The sequence below is a fragment of the Bartonella sp. AA83SXKL genome, assembly GCF_042196965.1.
Taxonomy (GTDB): domain Bacteria; phylum Pseudomonadota; class Alphaproteobacteria; order Rhizobiales; family Rhizobiaceae; genus Bartonella.
The window spans coordinates 108019-124057 of the sequence record NZ_JBHIRG010000001.1; the positions used below are offsets into that span (position 1 = coordinate 108019).

Below are 16039 nucleotides of genomic sequence, written 5' to 3' on the forward strand. Positions count from 1 at the left end.
CTAGGTTAGTGTTAACATAAGTAACTCCCTAGCCGTTTTCCTTGAATAAAGGAAAAAAGTTAGCGCTAGGCTGGAAGTTACCTTAACGAATTTATCCAATTATATGCATTTTTATGATTGGATCAATAAAACTGCATGCAACTTCAAATGTTGCTTCTATACTCAATTCTGACGTATCAAGCAAGTGGGCGTTTTTTGCTGGTTTTAGTGGACTTTGTTTGCGCGTTATATCGCGACTGTCGCGCTGTTCAAGTTGAGCTAGGATTTCATGATAATTTGCTTGAACACCTTTTTTTAAAATCTCTTGGTAGCGGCGTTTGGCGCGTGTTTGAACATTGGCTAGAATATAAAACTTGATATCGGCATCAGGACAAACAATCGTTCCGATATCACGCCCATCAAGCACACAGCCGGGCAAAACTTTAGCAAAGTTGCGTTGTTTTTCGACAAGAATTTTGCGTACAGCAGGGTTAATTGCTATTTTTGAAGCCGCTTCACCAAGTTCATGAGAAGAAAGAAGAGAAGGATTTAAGGTATTAAAATCAAGTTCTTTAGCATAAATAATAGCATTTTTTTCATCATTAAGAGCTAAATTTTGTTGTAAAAGCGTATGAGCAACACTACGATAAGTAAGACCAGTATCGAGATGACGAAGGCGATAATGTGCAGCAATTTTGCGTGCTAAGGTTCCTTTGCCTGAGGCTGCAGGTCCATCAATGGCAATAACAAAAGGCTTCAAGCGATTTTCCCCCCAAGTTTTTTTATAAAAGGAATAAATTCTGGAAAGCTCGTAGCGATCATTCGTTTATCATCAATGGTAACAGGTTTTTCTGACACAAGCCCAAAAATGAGAAAACACATAGCAATTCGATGATCAAGATGTGTTGCAACATACCCACCCCCCAAACCTTTGGCAGAACCTTTTCCATAAACAACAAGAAAATCTTGACCTTCTTCACAGTCTACGCAATTAATTTTTAATCCTTGAGCAACAGCAGACAATCGATCTGATTCTTTTACACGCAATTCTTCAATTCCTAGCATAACTGTTTTGCCTTCTGCAAAGGCTGCTGCTACTGCCAAAGCAGGATATTCATCTATCATCGATGGAGCACGTTCTTTGGGCACCGTAACGCCTCTAAGGACCGATGATTTTATCCGTAGATCAGCAACATCCTCTCCACCTGTTTGACGTCGGTTCAAAAATTCAATTTGAGCACCCATTTCCCACAATGTTTCGATAAGTCCTATTCGAGAGTTATTTATCAAAACATTTTCAATGGTGATATCAGAGTCTTCTACAAGAAGGGCTGCGATAATTGGAAAAGCAGCAGAAGAAGGATCACCCGGAATATGAATCGTTTGTCCAGTAAGATGGGGTTGACCATTAAGATGAATCAAACGCACACCTTCGTTATCTTTTTCTATTTCAAGTTGCGCACCGAATGCTTTTAACATTTTTTCCGTATGATCTCGTGTCAGAACTGGTTCAATAACAGTTGTAGTGCCGGCGGTATTGAGTCCAGCAAGCAGGATTGCTGATTTAATTTGGGAGGAAGCTATTGGAACACGGTAACGAATCGGATTAGCCATTTTCGGACCATAAAGCGTTAAAGGAAGGTGATCGTCGCGCGTTGCCTCAATTTCAACCCCCATAAGACGCAGTGGATCAAGGATACGTCCCATTGGACGTTTAGAGAGCGAAGCATCACCAATAAAGGTTGTTTTCATATGATACGGACCAACCATTCCCATAACCAAACGAGCACCTGTTCCAGCGTTTCCAAAATCTAAAGGTTTTTGTGCAGCTAAAAGGCAACCATTCCCTGTCCCTCGTATGATCCAGAAGTCTTCTTTTTTAATAATACAGGCACCCATAGCTTGCATAGCAGCAGCTGTATTGAGTACATCAGCGCTTTCAAGTAATCCATGAATATATGTCTCACCACTTGCTAATCCTCCCAATATAAGAGAGCGATGAGAGATTGATTTATCTCCTGGTATTTGAATTTTTCCAGAGAGACTACTCGATTTATAGGTGGTTATAGGGATTGCTTTTTGCATGGAAATTCTATTTAATTCTATCTAACTTTTATCAAATTGTGCATCCTTTAGCACATGCTTTAAAAGACGTCATGAAAAAATCACTGTGGAACAGTGTATTTATCTTTGACAAAGGTATTATTTTTCGATTAAGCACCATAAAATTTATCTTTTAATGGAATAATAGTTAATCAAAGAGGCACGGTTTATGGCAAAACAAGAACTTGGAACTAAACGTGTTGATCCAGAAACAGGAAAAAAATTTTACGATCTAAATCGCGATCCTATTGTGTCGCCCTATACAGGAATTTCTTATCCGCGTTCTTACTTTGAAGTTGCAGCAGCTGAAGCAAATAATGAGGAAGAAGTTGATACTGAAGAGCTTGATACAGCACTTGAAAAATCTGCTTTTATGCTTCTTGAAGATGATGATGTGGATTCTAAAGATGACGATCTTCCTGATTTAGAAGATAGTGATGTAGATCTTGGTGATGATGATGATACATTTTTGTCTCATGATGGTGACGATGAAGATGATGACGTTACTGATATTCTCGGAGGCGGTGTTTCTAATGATGACGATGCTTAAAAGAAGTAAAAGAGGACATCTTTTCCATTGAATGTAAATTCTTCTTGATCTTCAATTTTGATCGTTCTAGAAAAGCTGGAATTGTATACTGTCTTTTTGGGACAATTTGTTTTTATAGGGGCTATAGCTCAGCTGGGAGAGCGCTTGCATGGCATGCAAGAGGTCAGCGGTTCGATCCCGCTTAGCTCCACCAAAAGGACCAACTGTTCTATCAAGGGAATCAATTATAATAAAAGATGTGTGCATCAATTTAAAAGGTTTATGTGCTATTTAATTATCATTCCAATAGCGCCTGTTCCTTGCATCTTAATGATATTATAATACATTTTTAATCATTTGTTGGATTATAAAATTTACTGTCGCAACCGTGAAAGTAGATAATTTTTTTATGCTTTGCACAGAAATAGAAAATGAGCTGTTTAACCTGCGCCTTGTCTTAAAGGACAAAATTTGAATTTCCTTTACCACAATATTTCCACAAATATCATAATATGTTGGTTACCGGTATCTTTTTAAAAAATATGAAGTACTTAAACAAAGAGTAGAGAATAAAATATTAAAATATACTTCTCAATTATTGCGAATCAGAACTTTTTTCGAGTATTTTTAGCCTGATCAGATGTTCTGCCAATTAAAAATTATCCACCTTGAGTAGCGTATACCTGCTCAATACTAAGGTATATTAACACTTAAATAATATATTGAATCAATTAATTTTTTCCTTGCACGTCATAAACAAGGTCGAGGAGTAAGAGCAAAGTGGTGCCATCATTATATGTGCTAATTCCCAATGTTACGGATAATTCTTACATTTGAGAATGTATGTTCATAAAAAAACATTTTTAGTCTTTTCTTTCACAGTTTTTATCCACATACCCATTGTGCTTGTTATGTGCAAGCCAATGGTTTTATTGATTCAACCTCAAGAGATCTGAAACGATAAAACCCTACGCCATTCGAGATTCTTACTTTAATATGAATAACGATATATTATCTTTATAAATCAATATGCTTAAACCATTTAAGAAAAAGAATAAAAACGCTTCTCATAAATATTCTCAAATGCAAAAGCTATCACAACATTGGAGACTGACTTGTTACTTCATAGGCGCTACAAATCTTTCTCTGAATACTCCCTACCCTGAGTATTCATTGTGTGTAAAGTTGCATATACTTTATCATCCTATAAACGGGAGTGTTTTTACAATACAATAAGATAACTTCTTTCAATTAAGATGGACTGAATAGACAAGTATGTTTTATTTCATACAATACTAAATACACCTAGTTCTTTTGAAGACTGTAGCGCCCTCTTTATAAAAAATAACGTTTTTTCGTTTAATGCATTTCTCGTTTTTTTATATTGAATATTTTACCCTTTTTATGAGGCCCGAACTGCTTTTGTTTTAATTGCTATTTTATACGCTTAACAAAGAAAATATTCATATAATAATCAGCCAGTAATACGCATAATGAAAATAAAAAATGATATTATATTTTAAAATTTTTCTTCAATAATCTCTGGCACTTAGCCCAATGCGAAATGCCAGCGCTAAATAGAAGATAGTTTCTATTATAAATTCTTTTAACAAAGGAGGTAAAAATGTCGAGAGTATCTTCAAATATATTGTGTATTGCAAAAACTTTCTGTTGCTTGAGTTTATTCTAAAAAATAACAATTTATTTCATTGAACGATCGGAAAAACGACACTATTTTATCATATCATGCGGAGTTTTGCTTTCGAATAATTTTATCCCATCAATTCCCTGATTGAGATTTTCAAAAATCTTCCCTAATGCCATCCACATCTTTTTAATTGCTGTTCATAGAGCCTCGATATCCTTGCCATGCGCTGTGCTGTCTGTGAAAGCGCAGCACTGACATGCCCACCACTACGTGCATAAGCACCATGCCCCATATGATAATTTAAATAAAGGCTATATGCATCATCAAACCTCACCCCATTGCGTTGAACACTTTGGCGATGATACCAAGCAACAAAATCAGCAGCATCTGCGAAATTCGTACGCCATGCAAAAGACTTTCCTGTAGAGCGAAGATACATTGCCCATGTACTATCAAGCGCTTGAGCATAACCATAAGCTGTCGACCGACGCTTCCATGGTATAAAACCAAGTAGTTTTTTGCGTGGAGGACGTGCATTGTGACGAAAGCTCGATTCCATCTTAATGGTTGCAAGAATAATAGGCATAGGAATTCCATAGCGCATTTCCGCTCTTTGAGACACCTTACCCCAATTGTCAAAAAAACCATTTTTTTGTGCTAAAATAGCACAAGCATTATTTGTGTGGATGGGAGTGGTTGTTGCACATCCCTCTAGCAAAAACACCAGTGCCCCTAAAAACAAAAGGTGTCGCATATTCCTATTCCTCTCGTTTAAGAAATAAAACAAGATAGAGATACTAAAAAATGATTACCAATCAATAAAGAACATGATCTAACTTGTAATATTTAAGAAGCTTGCTTTGCTTTATTCCTCATCAGCAAAACGCAATGTTTGCGACTGAGCCAATGTTGTCATTTTTGTTGGTTCAGAGTAATTTTCTTTTAATTCAACAGTTTCAATGCGATTTGCCCGTTTCATGATTTTGGAGGACGATATCAAAATTCCCTCTATATCTTCACCTGCTTTATGAAAGTGCTTCTGTAGTGCGCGAACACGCGTATCCATTCGTCCAAAATCTTCCATCAATTTTGCTACTTCTGATTGAATTAAATGCGCTTGTTCACGCATCCGCGCATCTTTCATAATGGTTTGTACCACTTGGACAGAGAGCATCAACAAAGATGGTGAAACAATAATCACATGGGCTCTATTGGATTTTTGTACCAATGCCTCAAAGTCCTCATAAATTGTTGCGAAAATCGATTCAGATGGCACAAAAAGGAAAGCAGTGTCATGGGTTTCTCCAGGAATCAAATATTTTTGTGCAATATCACGAATATGAACTTCCATATCGGTACGAAATTGGCGTTCTGCCTCTTGACGCTCTTGCGCTGATTCTGCCTTACGCATAGCATTCCAAGCTTCCAGAGGAAATTTAGCATCAACAACAAGAGAAGGAGCTTTATTGGGCATATGAATGAGACAATCTGGGCGCTTTCCATTGGAAAGAACAGCCTGAAAAGCATAAGCGTTTGTTGGTAAGGCATCGGCAATAATTGCTTCCATCCGCCCTTGACCGAAAGTACCACGCGTCTGCTTATTGCTTAAAATGGACTGCAACTGAACAACTTGTCCCGTAAGCGATTGAATATTATTTTGTGCTGCATCAATCACTGCTAAACGCTCTTGCAAACGATTCAAATTTTCATAAGTGGATTTGGTTTGTACCTGAAGTGTTTGGCCTAAGCTTGTTGTCATCCCATTGAGTTGCTCACTGAGTGATTTATTCAATTCAGCCTGCCGTTGACCAAAAATTTCCGCCATCGTTTGCATTCGTCCTTGCATTTCAGCTTGTGTTTTCAGCAAAGTAGCCATCTGCATTTGTGCCTCACGTGCGCGTTCAGCAATTTCATTTTCCAAAAATGCTTTTTTTCGATGAGAATGTATCAACATAAAAAATGCCAAACAGACAAGTATAAATAAAAGCAAAAGCATTAGTTTAGAAAAAAAATCACCAGCGAGTATGGAAAAAAACGAATCAAACATAAATTGTAATATAACGCTCTTATTGTAAAAAAACGCAAGAATCCGTTATTCAATATTGACCAATAACAAACCATTGATTAATCTCTACTTATGCCAATGAGATCTTTAGTTACTTTACCTGATCCGATTTTACGGGAAGTGTCCAAACCTGTTGAGCAGGTCGATTCAGCTCTCCAAAAACTTGCGGATAACATGTTGGAAACCATGTATAATGCTAAGGGCGTTGGTCTTGCTGCTATTCAAATTGGTATACCGCTACGTATGTTGGTTATAGATGTCTCTGGAAATTCTGAAGATGAGCAGAAAAAACCACTTGTTATTATCAACCCTGAAATTTTATGGCTTTCAGATGAGCGTAATATTTACAAAGAAGGTTGTCTTTCTATTCCTGATTATTTTGCAGAGGTTGAACGTCCTAAACGCCTTCGTGTTCGCTATCAGAACCGTGAAGGAAAACAAACAGAAATTGAAGCAGACGATCTCTTAGCAACTTGCTTGCAGCATGAAATTGATCATTTAGATGGGCGCCTTTTTATTGATTACATTTCAAAGATCAAACGCGATATGGTGATACGAAAATTTAAAAAACGCGCAAAAGAAAAAAACATGCAGGAAGCAGTTTTGTAATGGCTTTACGATTAAGTTTTATGGGAACATCAGATTTTTCTGTTCCTATTTTACATGCTTTATTAGATGCTGGTCATGATGTTGTTGCTGTTTATAGTCAACCCCCTCGCCCAGCAGGACGTCGAGGGCTTAAATTAATCCCTTCCGCTGTTCAAATTGCAGCGCAAGAAAAATCCATTCCTGTCTTCACGCCTCAAACACTTAAAACAGCCGAACAACAGGAGCAATTTGCAGCACTTTCTGTTGATGCTGCTATTGTCGTGGCTTATGGACTCCTTTTACCTAAAGCTATTCTCGAAACGCCGCGTTTTGGTTGTTTTAATGCCCACGCTTCACTCTTACCACGTTGGCGTGGTGCTGCGCCTATTCAACGAGCAATTATGGCTGGTGATAAAGAAACAGGTATCATGATCATGAAAATGGATGAAGGACTTGATACGGGGACTATCGCTCTTTCTCGCTCCATCCCCATTACTGATAACACCACCACTGCTGAGCTTTCAAACAGACTTTCACATATTGGCGCAGAACTTATGGTAGAGACTTTATCAACTCTTGAAAAAGGACAACTTAAACTGACCCCACAATCAGAGGAAGGCATTACCTATGCGGCCAAAATTAGAAAAGAAGAGACCCGCATTGATTGGACAAAACCTGCAGAGTTTATTCATAGGCATATTCGCGCGCTCTCTCCCTCTCCTAGTTGCTGGTGCAACATGAATATCGGTGGACGAGAAGAACGTGTAAAAATTCTTGATAGTCGCTTAACAACAGGTCCTTCTCTTGAAATTGGACGGATAGAACCAGATTCTTTGATTATCCATTGTGGGCAAGGACGGATAGAAATAACCTCTCTCCAAAGATCTGGCGGTAAAATTCTTGAGTGCGCAACATTTTTGCGAGGTGCTCATATTTCTGCTGTTTTTTAAGATGCCACGTTTTAAACTCACTCTTGAATATGATGGTTCAAATTATGCTGGTTGGCAGCGTCAAGCAAAACTTCACACTATACAAGGAGCTCTTGAACAAGCACTCTTTTCCTTTAGTGGACAACAATTGACCATAACAACAGCAGGACGAACGGATGCAGGAGTACATGCTACGGGACAAGTTGCGCATGTTGATTTTGAAAAAAACTGGCATCCCCATACTGTACGTGATGCGCTCAATGCTCTTTTACGAAAACAGGGAGAAGCAATTTCAATCCTAAACGTAGAAAATGTCCCTGATGACTTTGATGCACGATTTTCCGCTATAAAACGCCATTATCTTTTTAAAATACTTAATCGTCGCTCTCCACCAGCCTTAAATGCCAAACGCGTGTGGTGGTTGCCAAAGCCTCTTAATGCTGACGCCATGCATGAAGCAGCGCAAAAGCTTGTAGGACAACATGATTTTACAACTTTCCGTTCAGCACACTGCCAAGCCAAAAGCCCTATTCGCACCCTTGAACGCCTCGATATTCAAAGAGAAGGTGAAGAAATTTTCCTTTATGCACAAGCTCGTTCTTTTCTTCATCATCAAATCCGTTCATTCGCAGGAAGCCTCATGGAAGTGGGTATTGGACGTTGGACAGCTCAAGATCTCGAAACAGCTCTTCATGCTAAAGATCGTAAACGTTGTGGTGTTGTTGCCCCCCCCTCAGGACTTTATTTAACCAAAGTAGAGTATTAATGATCCTTCAAGAGTGAACATCTCAAAAGTCGTTAAAGCAGTTTATAAAAAGAACGAATTTCTTCAAAAGCTTCTGCTGCTGTATTAACAAATTTTACAAAATTAATATCAGTAGGAGAAATTGTACCTTGTGCAGACAGATACTCAAAATTGACAGTATTGCTCCAAAATTCTTTGCCAAACAATAAAATTGGTACCTGTTTCATACGCCCCGTCTGTACTAAAGTTAATGTCTCAAACAGTTCATCCAGAGTCCCAAATCCTCCAGGGAAAATGGCTAGGGCTTTCGCTCGTACTAAAAAATGCATTTTGCGCATCCCCAAATAATGAAAATTGAAACATAAATGCGGCGACACATACGAATTAGGCTCTTGCTCATGTGGTAAAATAATATTCAAGCCAATCGTTGGAGCACCAACATCACAAGCACCACGATTTCCCGCCTCCATGATTCCTGGTCCGCCCCCCGTAACAACCACAAATTCACGATATTGTGTCGTAGCAGAATAAAGTGAGCACAAACGTGCAAACTCTCTTGCTTCATCGTAATAATGTGACATAGCATGCAAATTTTTCTTTTGTATTTCATTCTTTGCAGCCCACGCTGCTTGCCCAGGTTCAGGAATACGCGCACCACCAAACAAAACAACTGTTGATTGAATATCATATTCTTTAAGGGTTATTTCCGGCTTTAAAAATTCAAGACTAATACGTTGTGAGCGCAGCTCTGGACGCATCATAAAATCTTGATCGATATAGGCTAAACGATAAGTAGACGAACGCACCTGTGCTGAATTAGAGACTTTATGGATCTGTTGTAGAGCATCCTTCGTATGGAGAAGTGGTGTCCAGTTTTCTTGCTCCCTTTTTCTTTTTTCTTTACAGCCTTTTTTCATGCACCTGTCCTACTTCCTCATCGTTTTATTGACTGAACACATTTCTTCGCGTAGTTCATAGAGAATAAATCTTGAAGCTTTCAACTTGTTTAACGGAACTCTCGTCATGACCCATATCACACAACTTGAAATTATTATCGAACAAGCTTTTGACGATCGCGATTCCATCGATACTACCACAAAAGGCGAAATACGTGAGAGTGTTGAACATGCATTGAACCTTCTTGATAAAGGTGAAATCCGTGTTGCAGAACGACAAAAAAATGGACAATGGCATGTTCATCAATGGTTGAAAAAAGCGGTTTTGCTCTCTTTTCGGCTTAATCCTATGCAAATTATTACTGGTGGAATCAATGGGACACATTGGTGGGATAAAGTTCCTTCAAAATTCTCTGGTTGGCAAGAGGCAGATTTTAAAAGTGCTGATTTCCGTTCCGTTCCTGGAGCCATTGTACGTCATTCTGCTTACATTGCACCCAATGTTATATTGATGCCATCCTTTGTCAATCTTGGTGCTTTTATCGATGAGGGCACAATGGTTGATACATGGACCACCGTTGGTTCTTGTGCACAAATTGGTAAACATGTCCATCTTTCTGGCGGTGTTGGTATTGGAGGTGTTTTAGAACCACTGCAAGCAAATCCAACAATCATTGAAGATCATTGCTTTATCGGTGCTCGCTCTGAAATTGTTGAAGGCTGTATTATCCGTGAAGGTGCTGTTTTGGGAATGGGAGTCTTTATTGGAAAATCAACAAAGATTATTGATCGTACAACAGGTGAAATTTTTATTGGTGAAGTACCAGCCTATTCAGTGGTTGTACCAGGTTCTCTCCCTGGAAAACCTTTACCAAATGGTGAAGCAGGACCTAGCCTTTATTGTGCTGTTATTGTAAAACGCGTTGATCAAAAAACACGAGAAAAAACATCCATTAATGATCTTTTACGTTCTTAGACACAAGATTAATGCATAATAATATTTCATCGTTTTTTAACTTGAATAATAACCTCGAATACAAGGATTCTCTCATTTCAAATCCTTTCATAGTGAATCAATCACTATCATTTCCTTACACGTTACAAACGCAGTTGGTGTGTGGGTAAGAAACACTTTAAGAAAAGAGTGAAATACTTTTAATGAATTCTCTCAAATGATAAGGACTGTCATAATATTTTGAGCTGAAAAAGAGTATGATGGGTGCGCTTTGCACCTTTCTGACGCGTAAAAGCGGTAATGCCAAATGGATTTTATATCATTCACAGTGTATTTTACGTTATATTTTTCATAGCCCCCGTTGTGAAATGGAGTTTGATGTATTGAGTGATGATTTACGAAAACGAGCACGCCAATATGCAACATAAATGTATTTTGTTTAAAGCATTCTGTTTTACGTGAGAAAGTGACACCATTACGCAATACACAAAAACATGAAGCACGGCGCAATTCTATTTAAAGTATCCTTTAAACACCTGAACCAATCGACAAAAGCAAAAGCGCAATCAATGAGAGAAAATACCCTTTTTTCATTATTTGTTCATTTTGAGCGCTTGAATAAATGCCGATTGTGGAATTTCTACTTTTCCAAATTGGCGCAGCCGCTTTTTGCCTTCTTTTTGCTTTTCCAAAAGTTTGCGCTTACGCGTAACATCACCCCCGTAACATTTCGCTGTTACATCTTTACGCAAAGCACGAATCGTTTCGCGCGCTATAACTTTACCACCAATAGCCGCTTGAACTGGAATCTGAAACATATGCTGAGGAATAAGATCTTTCAGTTTTTCACACATTGAACGCCCGCGCTTTTCTGCAATCGTGCGGTGAACAAGCATCGATAATGCATCAATAGGCTCTCCATTCACCAAAATAGACATTTTAACTAAATCACCTTCTGCATAATCTGTCATTTGATAATCAAAAGAAGCATAACCCTTTGAAATCGATTTTAGCCGATCATAAAAATCAAAAACAACTTCATTCAGTGGTAAATCATACGTTACCATAGCACGGGTTCCAACATAGGACAAACCAACCTGTACCCCACGCCGCTCTTGGCATAGCTCTAAAATTGACCCAAGATAATTATCAGGAGTCATGATTGTCGCTCGAATCCATGGTTCTTCTATGGAAGAAATTTTAACCACATCAGGCATATCCGCTGGATTGTGCAACTCTTTAACAGAACCATCATTCATATTCATGCGATAAACAACTGAAGGTGCTGTCGCAATTAAATCTAAATTAAACTCACGCTCTAATCGCTCTTGAATAATTTCAAGATGCAGAAGTCCCAAAAAACCACAGCGAAAACCAAACCCCAAAGCCGCAGACGTTTCCATTTCAAAAGAAAAACTCGCATCATTTAAGCGTAATTTGCCCATGGCTGCACGCAAATCATCAAAATCGGCAGCATCAATTGGAAAAAGTCCACAAAAGACAACAGGTTGCGCCGGCTTAAAACCAGGCAAAGCATTTTCACAAGGACGACGCTCTTCAGTAATCGTATCCCCAACCCGTGTATCTGCTACCTCTTTGATAGAAGCAGTGATAAAACCAATCTCGCCTGGTCCTAATTCATCAACCTGTACCATTTTAGGTGTAAAAACCCCAACGCGCTCAACTGGATATTTTGCTCCTGTACCCATCATACGAATGGTTTGTCCTTTTTTTAAAATACCATCTATCACCCGTACCAAAACAATGACACCAAGATAGGCGTCATACCAGCTATCAACCAACATTGCTTTCAAGGGATTTGCAACATCGCCTGTATGTGGAGGTGGTAATTGTGCAACAATTGCCTCTAGAACATCAGGAACACCCAAACCTGTTTTTGCTGATATTTCTACTGCTTGAGATGTATCAATGCCTATCACATCTTCAATTTGTTCTTTAACACGCTCAGGTTCTGCTGCTGGAAGATCAACTTTATTGAGAACAACAACCAACTCATGGGAATTATCAATGGCTTGATAAACATTTGCTAACGTCTGCGCCTCTACGCCTTGGCTTGCATCCACCACCAACAGAGAACCTTCACAAGCTGCCAATGAACGCGAAACCTCATAAGCAAAATCCACATGACCAGGTGTATCCATAAGATTTAAAATATAGGTTTCACCATTCTTTGCTTTATAGTGTAAACGTACCGTCTGTGCTTTAATAGTAATTCCACGTTCACGCTCAATATCCATGGAATCGAGTACTTGTTCTTTCATCTCACGTGTATCAAGTCCACCTGTTATTTGAATCAAACGATCAGCTAAAGTGGATTTGCCGTGATCAATATGCGCCACGATGGAAAAATTACGAATATAATTACGATCTATTGTCATATAAGGCGATTTAGCAAAGAATAATACAAAACGCAAAGACCAATTATGCTCCGGCTTCTATCAAAAGAATATAAACCTAAAAAGCTTCTCAAAACACAACTTTTTATAGCCTAAAAAATGAGGCTTTTGTTTGCTAAATTAAATCCAAGGGTGCTAAAATGATCCTTTCACATCTTATTTGATAACTCATATGCTGTAGTAAGCTGGCACCATCACACACTTTGCCAACCTCCAATATTACGACGATCCTTTACACTTGAAAAAGTTTATAAGAGATATGCCTTTCTTGTACAGTCTTTACCCACATGCCCCCCACCCACTTGTGATGTGTAAGCAAGTGATTTGGATTGATTTAACATGAAAATGATTTGAAGTGAGAAAGTTTTACAGTATTCAGGGTTCTAACTCAATGTGAATAATGATATATTATAATTATAAATCAATGTATTATCATATTTATATGATGGGCGTGTATATCATTTAGGCTTGCAATAAATTCGCAAGAAATGCTTTTTTATTTGTATGCAATAATCTTCTTTTTTAGCAATCTTATATAAGATAACATGAATATCGAGGGAGTTTCTTCTCAATTTTTAAAACTTTAGAAATATGCTCTATTGAGTGATGTTTTTATATACTTTTTATATAACTCCTTCCTTCCTCTATTAAAGATAAAACACACCAATCCTCTTTGATTCATTGGATAACGCATTGATTTATAATGATGCTCTGTGGTTTTTCTATACTTCATGTGGACCGTCAATGAATATGATGTATATTGAGAAAATTATCTTTTAAAAAACGATTTAATGTACAACGTTATGGGGTACTTTGGACGTTCTATTTTGCGTGAGAAGCGTAACTCTATTAAAGGACAAAAGAAATAACGTGCGACAGTGCATAGTTTTCATTATTCAAAAACATTACCGTAGATGTTTTTGAAAGTTGTAAAGCCGAATTTAAAGATGGGCGTTAATTTTTACCTTTATATCACCTTATGCTTTGGCTCAATAAAGGTTGTCTGCCCGTTTCAGAAGTTAGGCAAACAGATAGAAGCATACTATTTCTTCAATTTGGCATGCAAAAGCTGGAATAACTTACAGAACTTCTTAATCATCTTAATATTAAAAAAGCTTTAAAAATGAAAACTCTACAAGAAAAAATCTCATGCAATAAAATCATAATAAAAAAATGTATAGCTAATCAATTTTTTTAATTGCTTTATTTTTTTTACGCCATTGTGAAGGTTGTAATTCAGCCACAATGATCCCAATCAGAATAAGCAAACCGCCCAATAAAGCTAAGGGAGATAAATGTTCTCCAGCCAAACGCCCAACAATACCAGCCCATACCGGTTCACCTGCGTAAATGAGTGTCGCACGCGTAGGGGAAATAGACTTTTGTGCCCAATTCATAGCTAATTGAATGATGGCACTCATTAATGCCAATCCTATACCAATATTAAACCACACCCACGAAAATTCAGGGATGCTTTCACCCATCAAAGGCATACAAGCAAATGAAAAAAAACCACTAAAAAATAACTGAATAATGGTTACACGCCGACTATCAACCTTGTTCGCAAAAATTCCGATGAGTATGACTTCTCCAGCAATCGCTAAAGCGCCTAACAAAGTTAAAATTTCGCCTTTTGAAAAATCAAAATTTCCCGGCTTTTGTCCTGAAATAAATACAAGCCCAATAAAAGCGAAAATAATACCAATCCAACAAGCTAAACGGGGAGGTTTTTTAAAAACAATCCATTGCAAGATTGGAACCATCGGTACATAAAGCGCTGTGATAAAAGCTGACTGACTACTAATAATTGTTTGAAGTCCAGCTGCTTGAAAAGCATAACCAAAAAACATGGCTAAACCTATCGCCATCCCAGCGAAAACTTCATAAACAGTTATACCTTTTATAGAGCGCCAAAAAATTACCCCACATATAAGAGATGCAACAATAAAACGAAATCCAACAAAAAACAGAGGACCACTATAGCGTACCGCAATGTGAATGACTAAAAATGTAATGCCCCACAATATTGTCGCAGTAAATATTGCCAATTCTGGCTTACTTAATAAAGGATATTTAAACTGTTTTAGATTCACCATGAAAAACTTTCTCTTCCAATTTTCCCCACAATTTATGAAACAATAAGCGTTCCAACTCCCTGTTCGGTAAACAGCTCTAGTAAAACAGAATGAGGAGTTTTACCATTTAAAATGACAACACCTTCCACACCATTTTGAAGGGCTTTTATACAAGTCTCTACTTTTGGAATCATGCCTCCTGAAATTGTCCCATTTTTAATAAATTTCTCAGCTTCAGAAACTGTCAATTCTTTTAAAAGTTTACCCTGTTTATCCAAAACACCAGGAACATCAGTGAGAAATAAAAGGCGTTTAGCCTCTAATGCACCAGCAATAGCTCCAGCAAAAATATCAGCATTGATATTATAAGTTTTACCATCGCGTCCTGGAGCTACAGGAGCAAGAACTGGTATCATTTCAGAAGATGCTAAAAGATCTAGCAATGTGCGATCAACTTCAACAGGCTCACCAACAAACCCCAAATCTAAAACACGTTCAATATTCGAATCAGGATCAATGACAGTTTTATAAGCCTTTTCGGCAAAAACCATATTGCCATCCTTGCCGCATAATCCTATTGCCCATTCACCCTCAGCATTGATGAGAGCAACAATTTCTTTATTTATGGAACCCGCTAAAACCATTTCAACCACTTCAACGATCCGCTCATCGGTTACCCGTAGTCCGTTTTCAAATCGCGATTCAATCCCCATTTTCATTAAAATTTCAGCAATTTGAGGCCCACCACCATGAACAACAACAGGATTAATTCCCGATTGCTTTAATAGAGCAATATCACGCGCAAATGCTCGCCCCAAATCAGGATCACCCATAGCATGGCCGCCATATTTTACCACGACCGTTTCATTTTCATATTTTTGCATATAAGGTAAAGCAGACGATAAAAATGCTGCTTGTTTTTCCAAAACATCTACATCACCGTTTTTAGCATCATCCATCAATAGAGCCTCCTCATCACTTTTTACCATCTCTTAATGAAATTTAGGAAAAGTGAAAACAATAAAACCAAACTTTACTCTATCCACCCCCTCCCCTGAAAATCGTCAATTTTCCTCTAAATTACGAAAAAGGAATAACGAAATGAAATAC

At 37.9% G+C, this 16039-nt stretch carries 13 protein-coding genes and 1 tRNA gene; 6 read left to right on the forward strand and 8 right to left on the reverse strand.

The window, feature by feature from the left end; genetic code table 11:
• Positions 1–91: 91 nt before the first annotated feature.
• Positions 92–739, reverse strand: coding sequence for a (d)CMP kinase (gene cmk, locus ACFINO_RS00370; RefSeq protein WP_375617510.1), 648 nt, complete (start codon positions 737–739; stop codon positions 92–94).
• On the reverse strand, positions 736–2064 hold the full coding sequence (gene aroA / locus ACFINO_RS00375; RefSeq protein ID WP_375654749.1) for a 3-phosphoshikimate 1-carboxyvinyltransferase: 1329 nt from the start codon (positions 2062–2064) through the stop codon (positions 736–738). Before aroA ends, cmk begins: the two co-directional genes overlap by 4 nt.
• 187 nt (positions 2065–2251) lie before the next feature.
• Between aroA and ACFINO_RS00380 the strand changes: the two genes are divergently transcribed.
• Entirely contained in the window at positions 2252–2632 is a 381-nt protein-coding gene (locus ACFINO_RS00380; protein WP_375611400.1) for a TIGR02300 family protein, read from the forward strand.
• A 117-nt stretch (positions 2633–2749) separates the two neighbouring features.
• A tRNA-Ala gene (locus ACFINO_RS00385) sits at positions 2750–2825 on the forward strand.
• Between the two features lie 1600 nt (positions 2826–4425).
• Here ACFINO_RS00385 and ACFINO_RS00390 read toward each other — a convergent pair.
• Both ACFINO_RS00390 and ACFINO_RS00395 read right to left on the reverse strand, forming a co-directional pair.
• The gene (locus ACFINO_RS00390; protein WP_375611399.1) at positions 4426–5013 is read right to left on the reverse strand and encodes a hypothetical protein; all 588 of its coding nucleotides are present in this window, start codon (positions 5011–5013) and stop codon (positions 4426–4428) included.
• Between the two features lie 111 nt (positions 5014–5124).
• A complete protein-coding gene (locus ACFINO_RS00395; RefSeq protein WP_375612812.1) occupies positions 5125–6306 on the reverse strand; it encodes a DNA recombination protein RmuC in 1182 nt (393 codons plus the stop codon).
• Between the two features lie 90 nt (positions 6307–6396).
• Between ACFINO_RS00395 and def the strand changes: the two genes are divergently transcribed.
• Genes def through truA form a run of 3 tightly spaced genes read left to right on the forward strand, consistent with a single transcriptional unit; the run spans position 6397 to position 8607 of the window.
• Positions 6397–6933, forward strand: a complete 537-nt coding sequence (def, locus tag ACFINO_RS00400; protein ID WP_375654751.1) for a peptide deformylase — start codon at positions 6397–6399, stop codon at positions 6931–6933.
• Entirely contained in the window at positions 6933–7862 is a 930-nt protein-coding gene (fmt, locus tag ACFINO_RS00405) for a methionyl-tRNA formyltransferase (RefSeq protein ID WP_375654753.1), read from the forward strand. Before def ends, fmt begins: the two co-directional genes overlap by 1 nt.
• Position 7863: 1 nt before the next feature.
• A complete protein-coding gene (gene truA / locus ACFINO_RS00410; protein ID WP_375654755.1) occupies positions 7864–8607 on the forward strand; it encodes a tRNA pseudouridine(38-40) synthase TruA in 744 nt (247 codons plus the stop codon).
• A 32-nt stretch (positions 8608–8639) separates the two neighbouring features.
• On the opposite strand, the gene ACFINO_RS00415 is transcribed toward truA, so the two are convergent.
• Positions 8640–9503, reverse strand: a complete 864-nt coding sequence (locus ACFINO_RS00415; protein ID WP_375654757.1) for an LOG family protein — start codon at positions 9501–9503, stop codon at positions 8640–8642.
• A gap of 106 nt (positions 9504–9609) precedes the next feature.
• Here ACFINO_RS00415 and dapD point away from each other — a divergent pair, with 106 nt between their 5' ends.
• Positions 9610–10458: a 2,3,4,5-tetrahydropyridine-2,6-dicarboxylate N-succinyltransferase gene (gene dapD / locus ACFINO_RS00420; protein ID WP_375654759.1), complete on the forward strand. Its 849-nt coding sequence runs from the start codon at positions 9610–9612 to the stop codon at positions 10456–10458.
• A gap of 572 nt (positions 10459–11030) precedes the next feature.
• On the opposite strand, the gene lepA is transcribed toward dapD, so the two are convergent.
• The 3 genes from lepA to argB all read right to left on the reverse strand — a co-directional run bounded on the left by lepA (position 11031) and on the right by argB (position 15888).
• Complete coding sequence (lepA, locus tag ACFINO_RS00425; protein WP_375633739.1) at positions 11031–12836, reverse strand: translation elongation factor 4; 1806 nt, start codon at positions 12834–12836, stop codon at positions 11031–11033.
• Between the two features lie 1199 nt (positions 12837–14035).
• Positions 14036–14950 carry a DMT family transporter gene (locus tag ACFINO_RS00430; protein WP_375611392.1) on the reverse strand — a complete coding sequence of 305 codons (915 nt, stop codon included), beginning with the start codon at positions 14948–14950 and terminating at the stop codon, positions 14036–14038.
• 32 nt (positions 14951–14982) lie between these two features.
• Positions 14983–15888, reverse strand: coding sequence for an acetylglutamate kinase (argB, locus tag ACFINO_RS00435; RefSeq protein ID WP_375654871.1), 906 nt, complete (start codon positions 15886–15888; stop codon positions 14983–14985).
• Between the last annotated feature and the right edge of the window lie 151 nt (positions 15889–16039).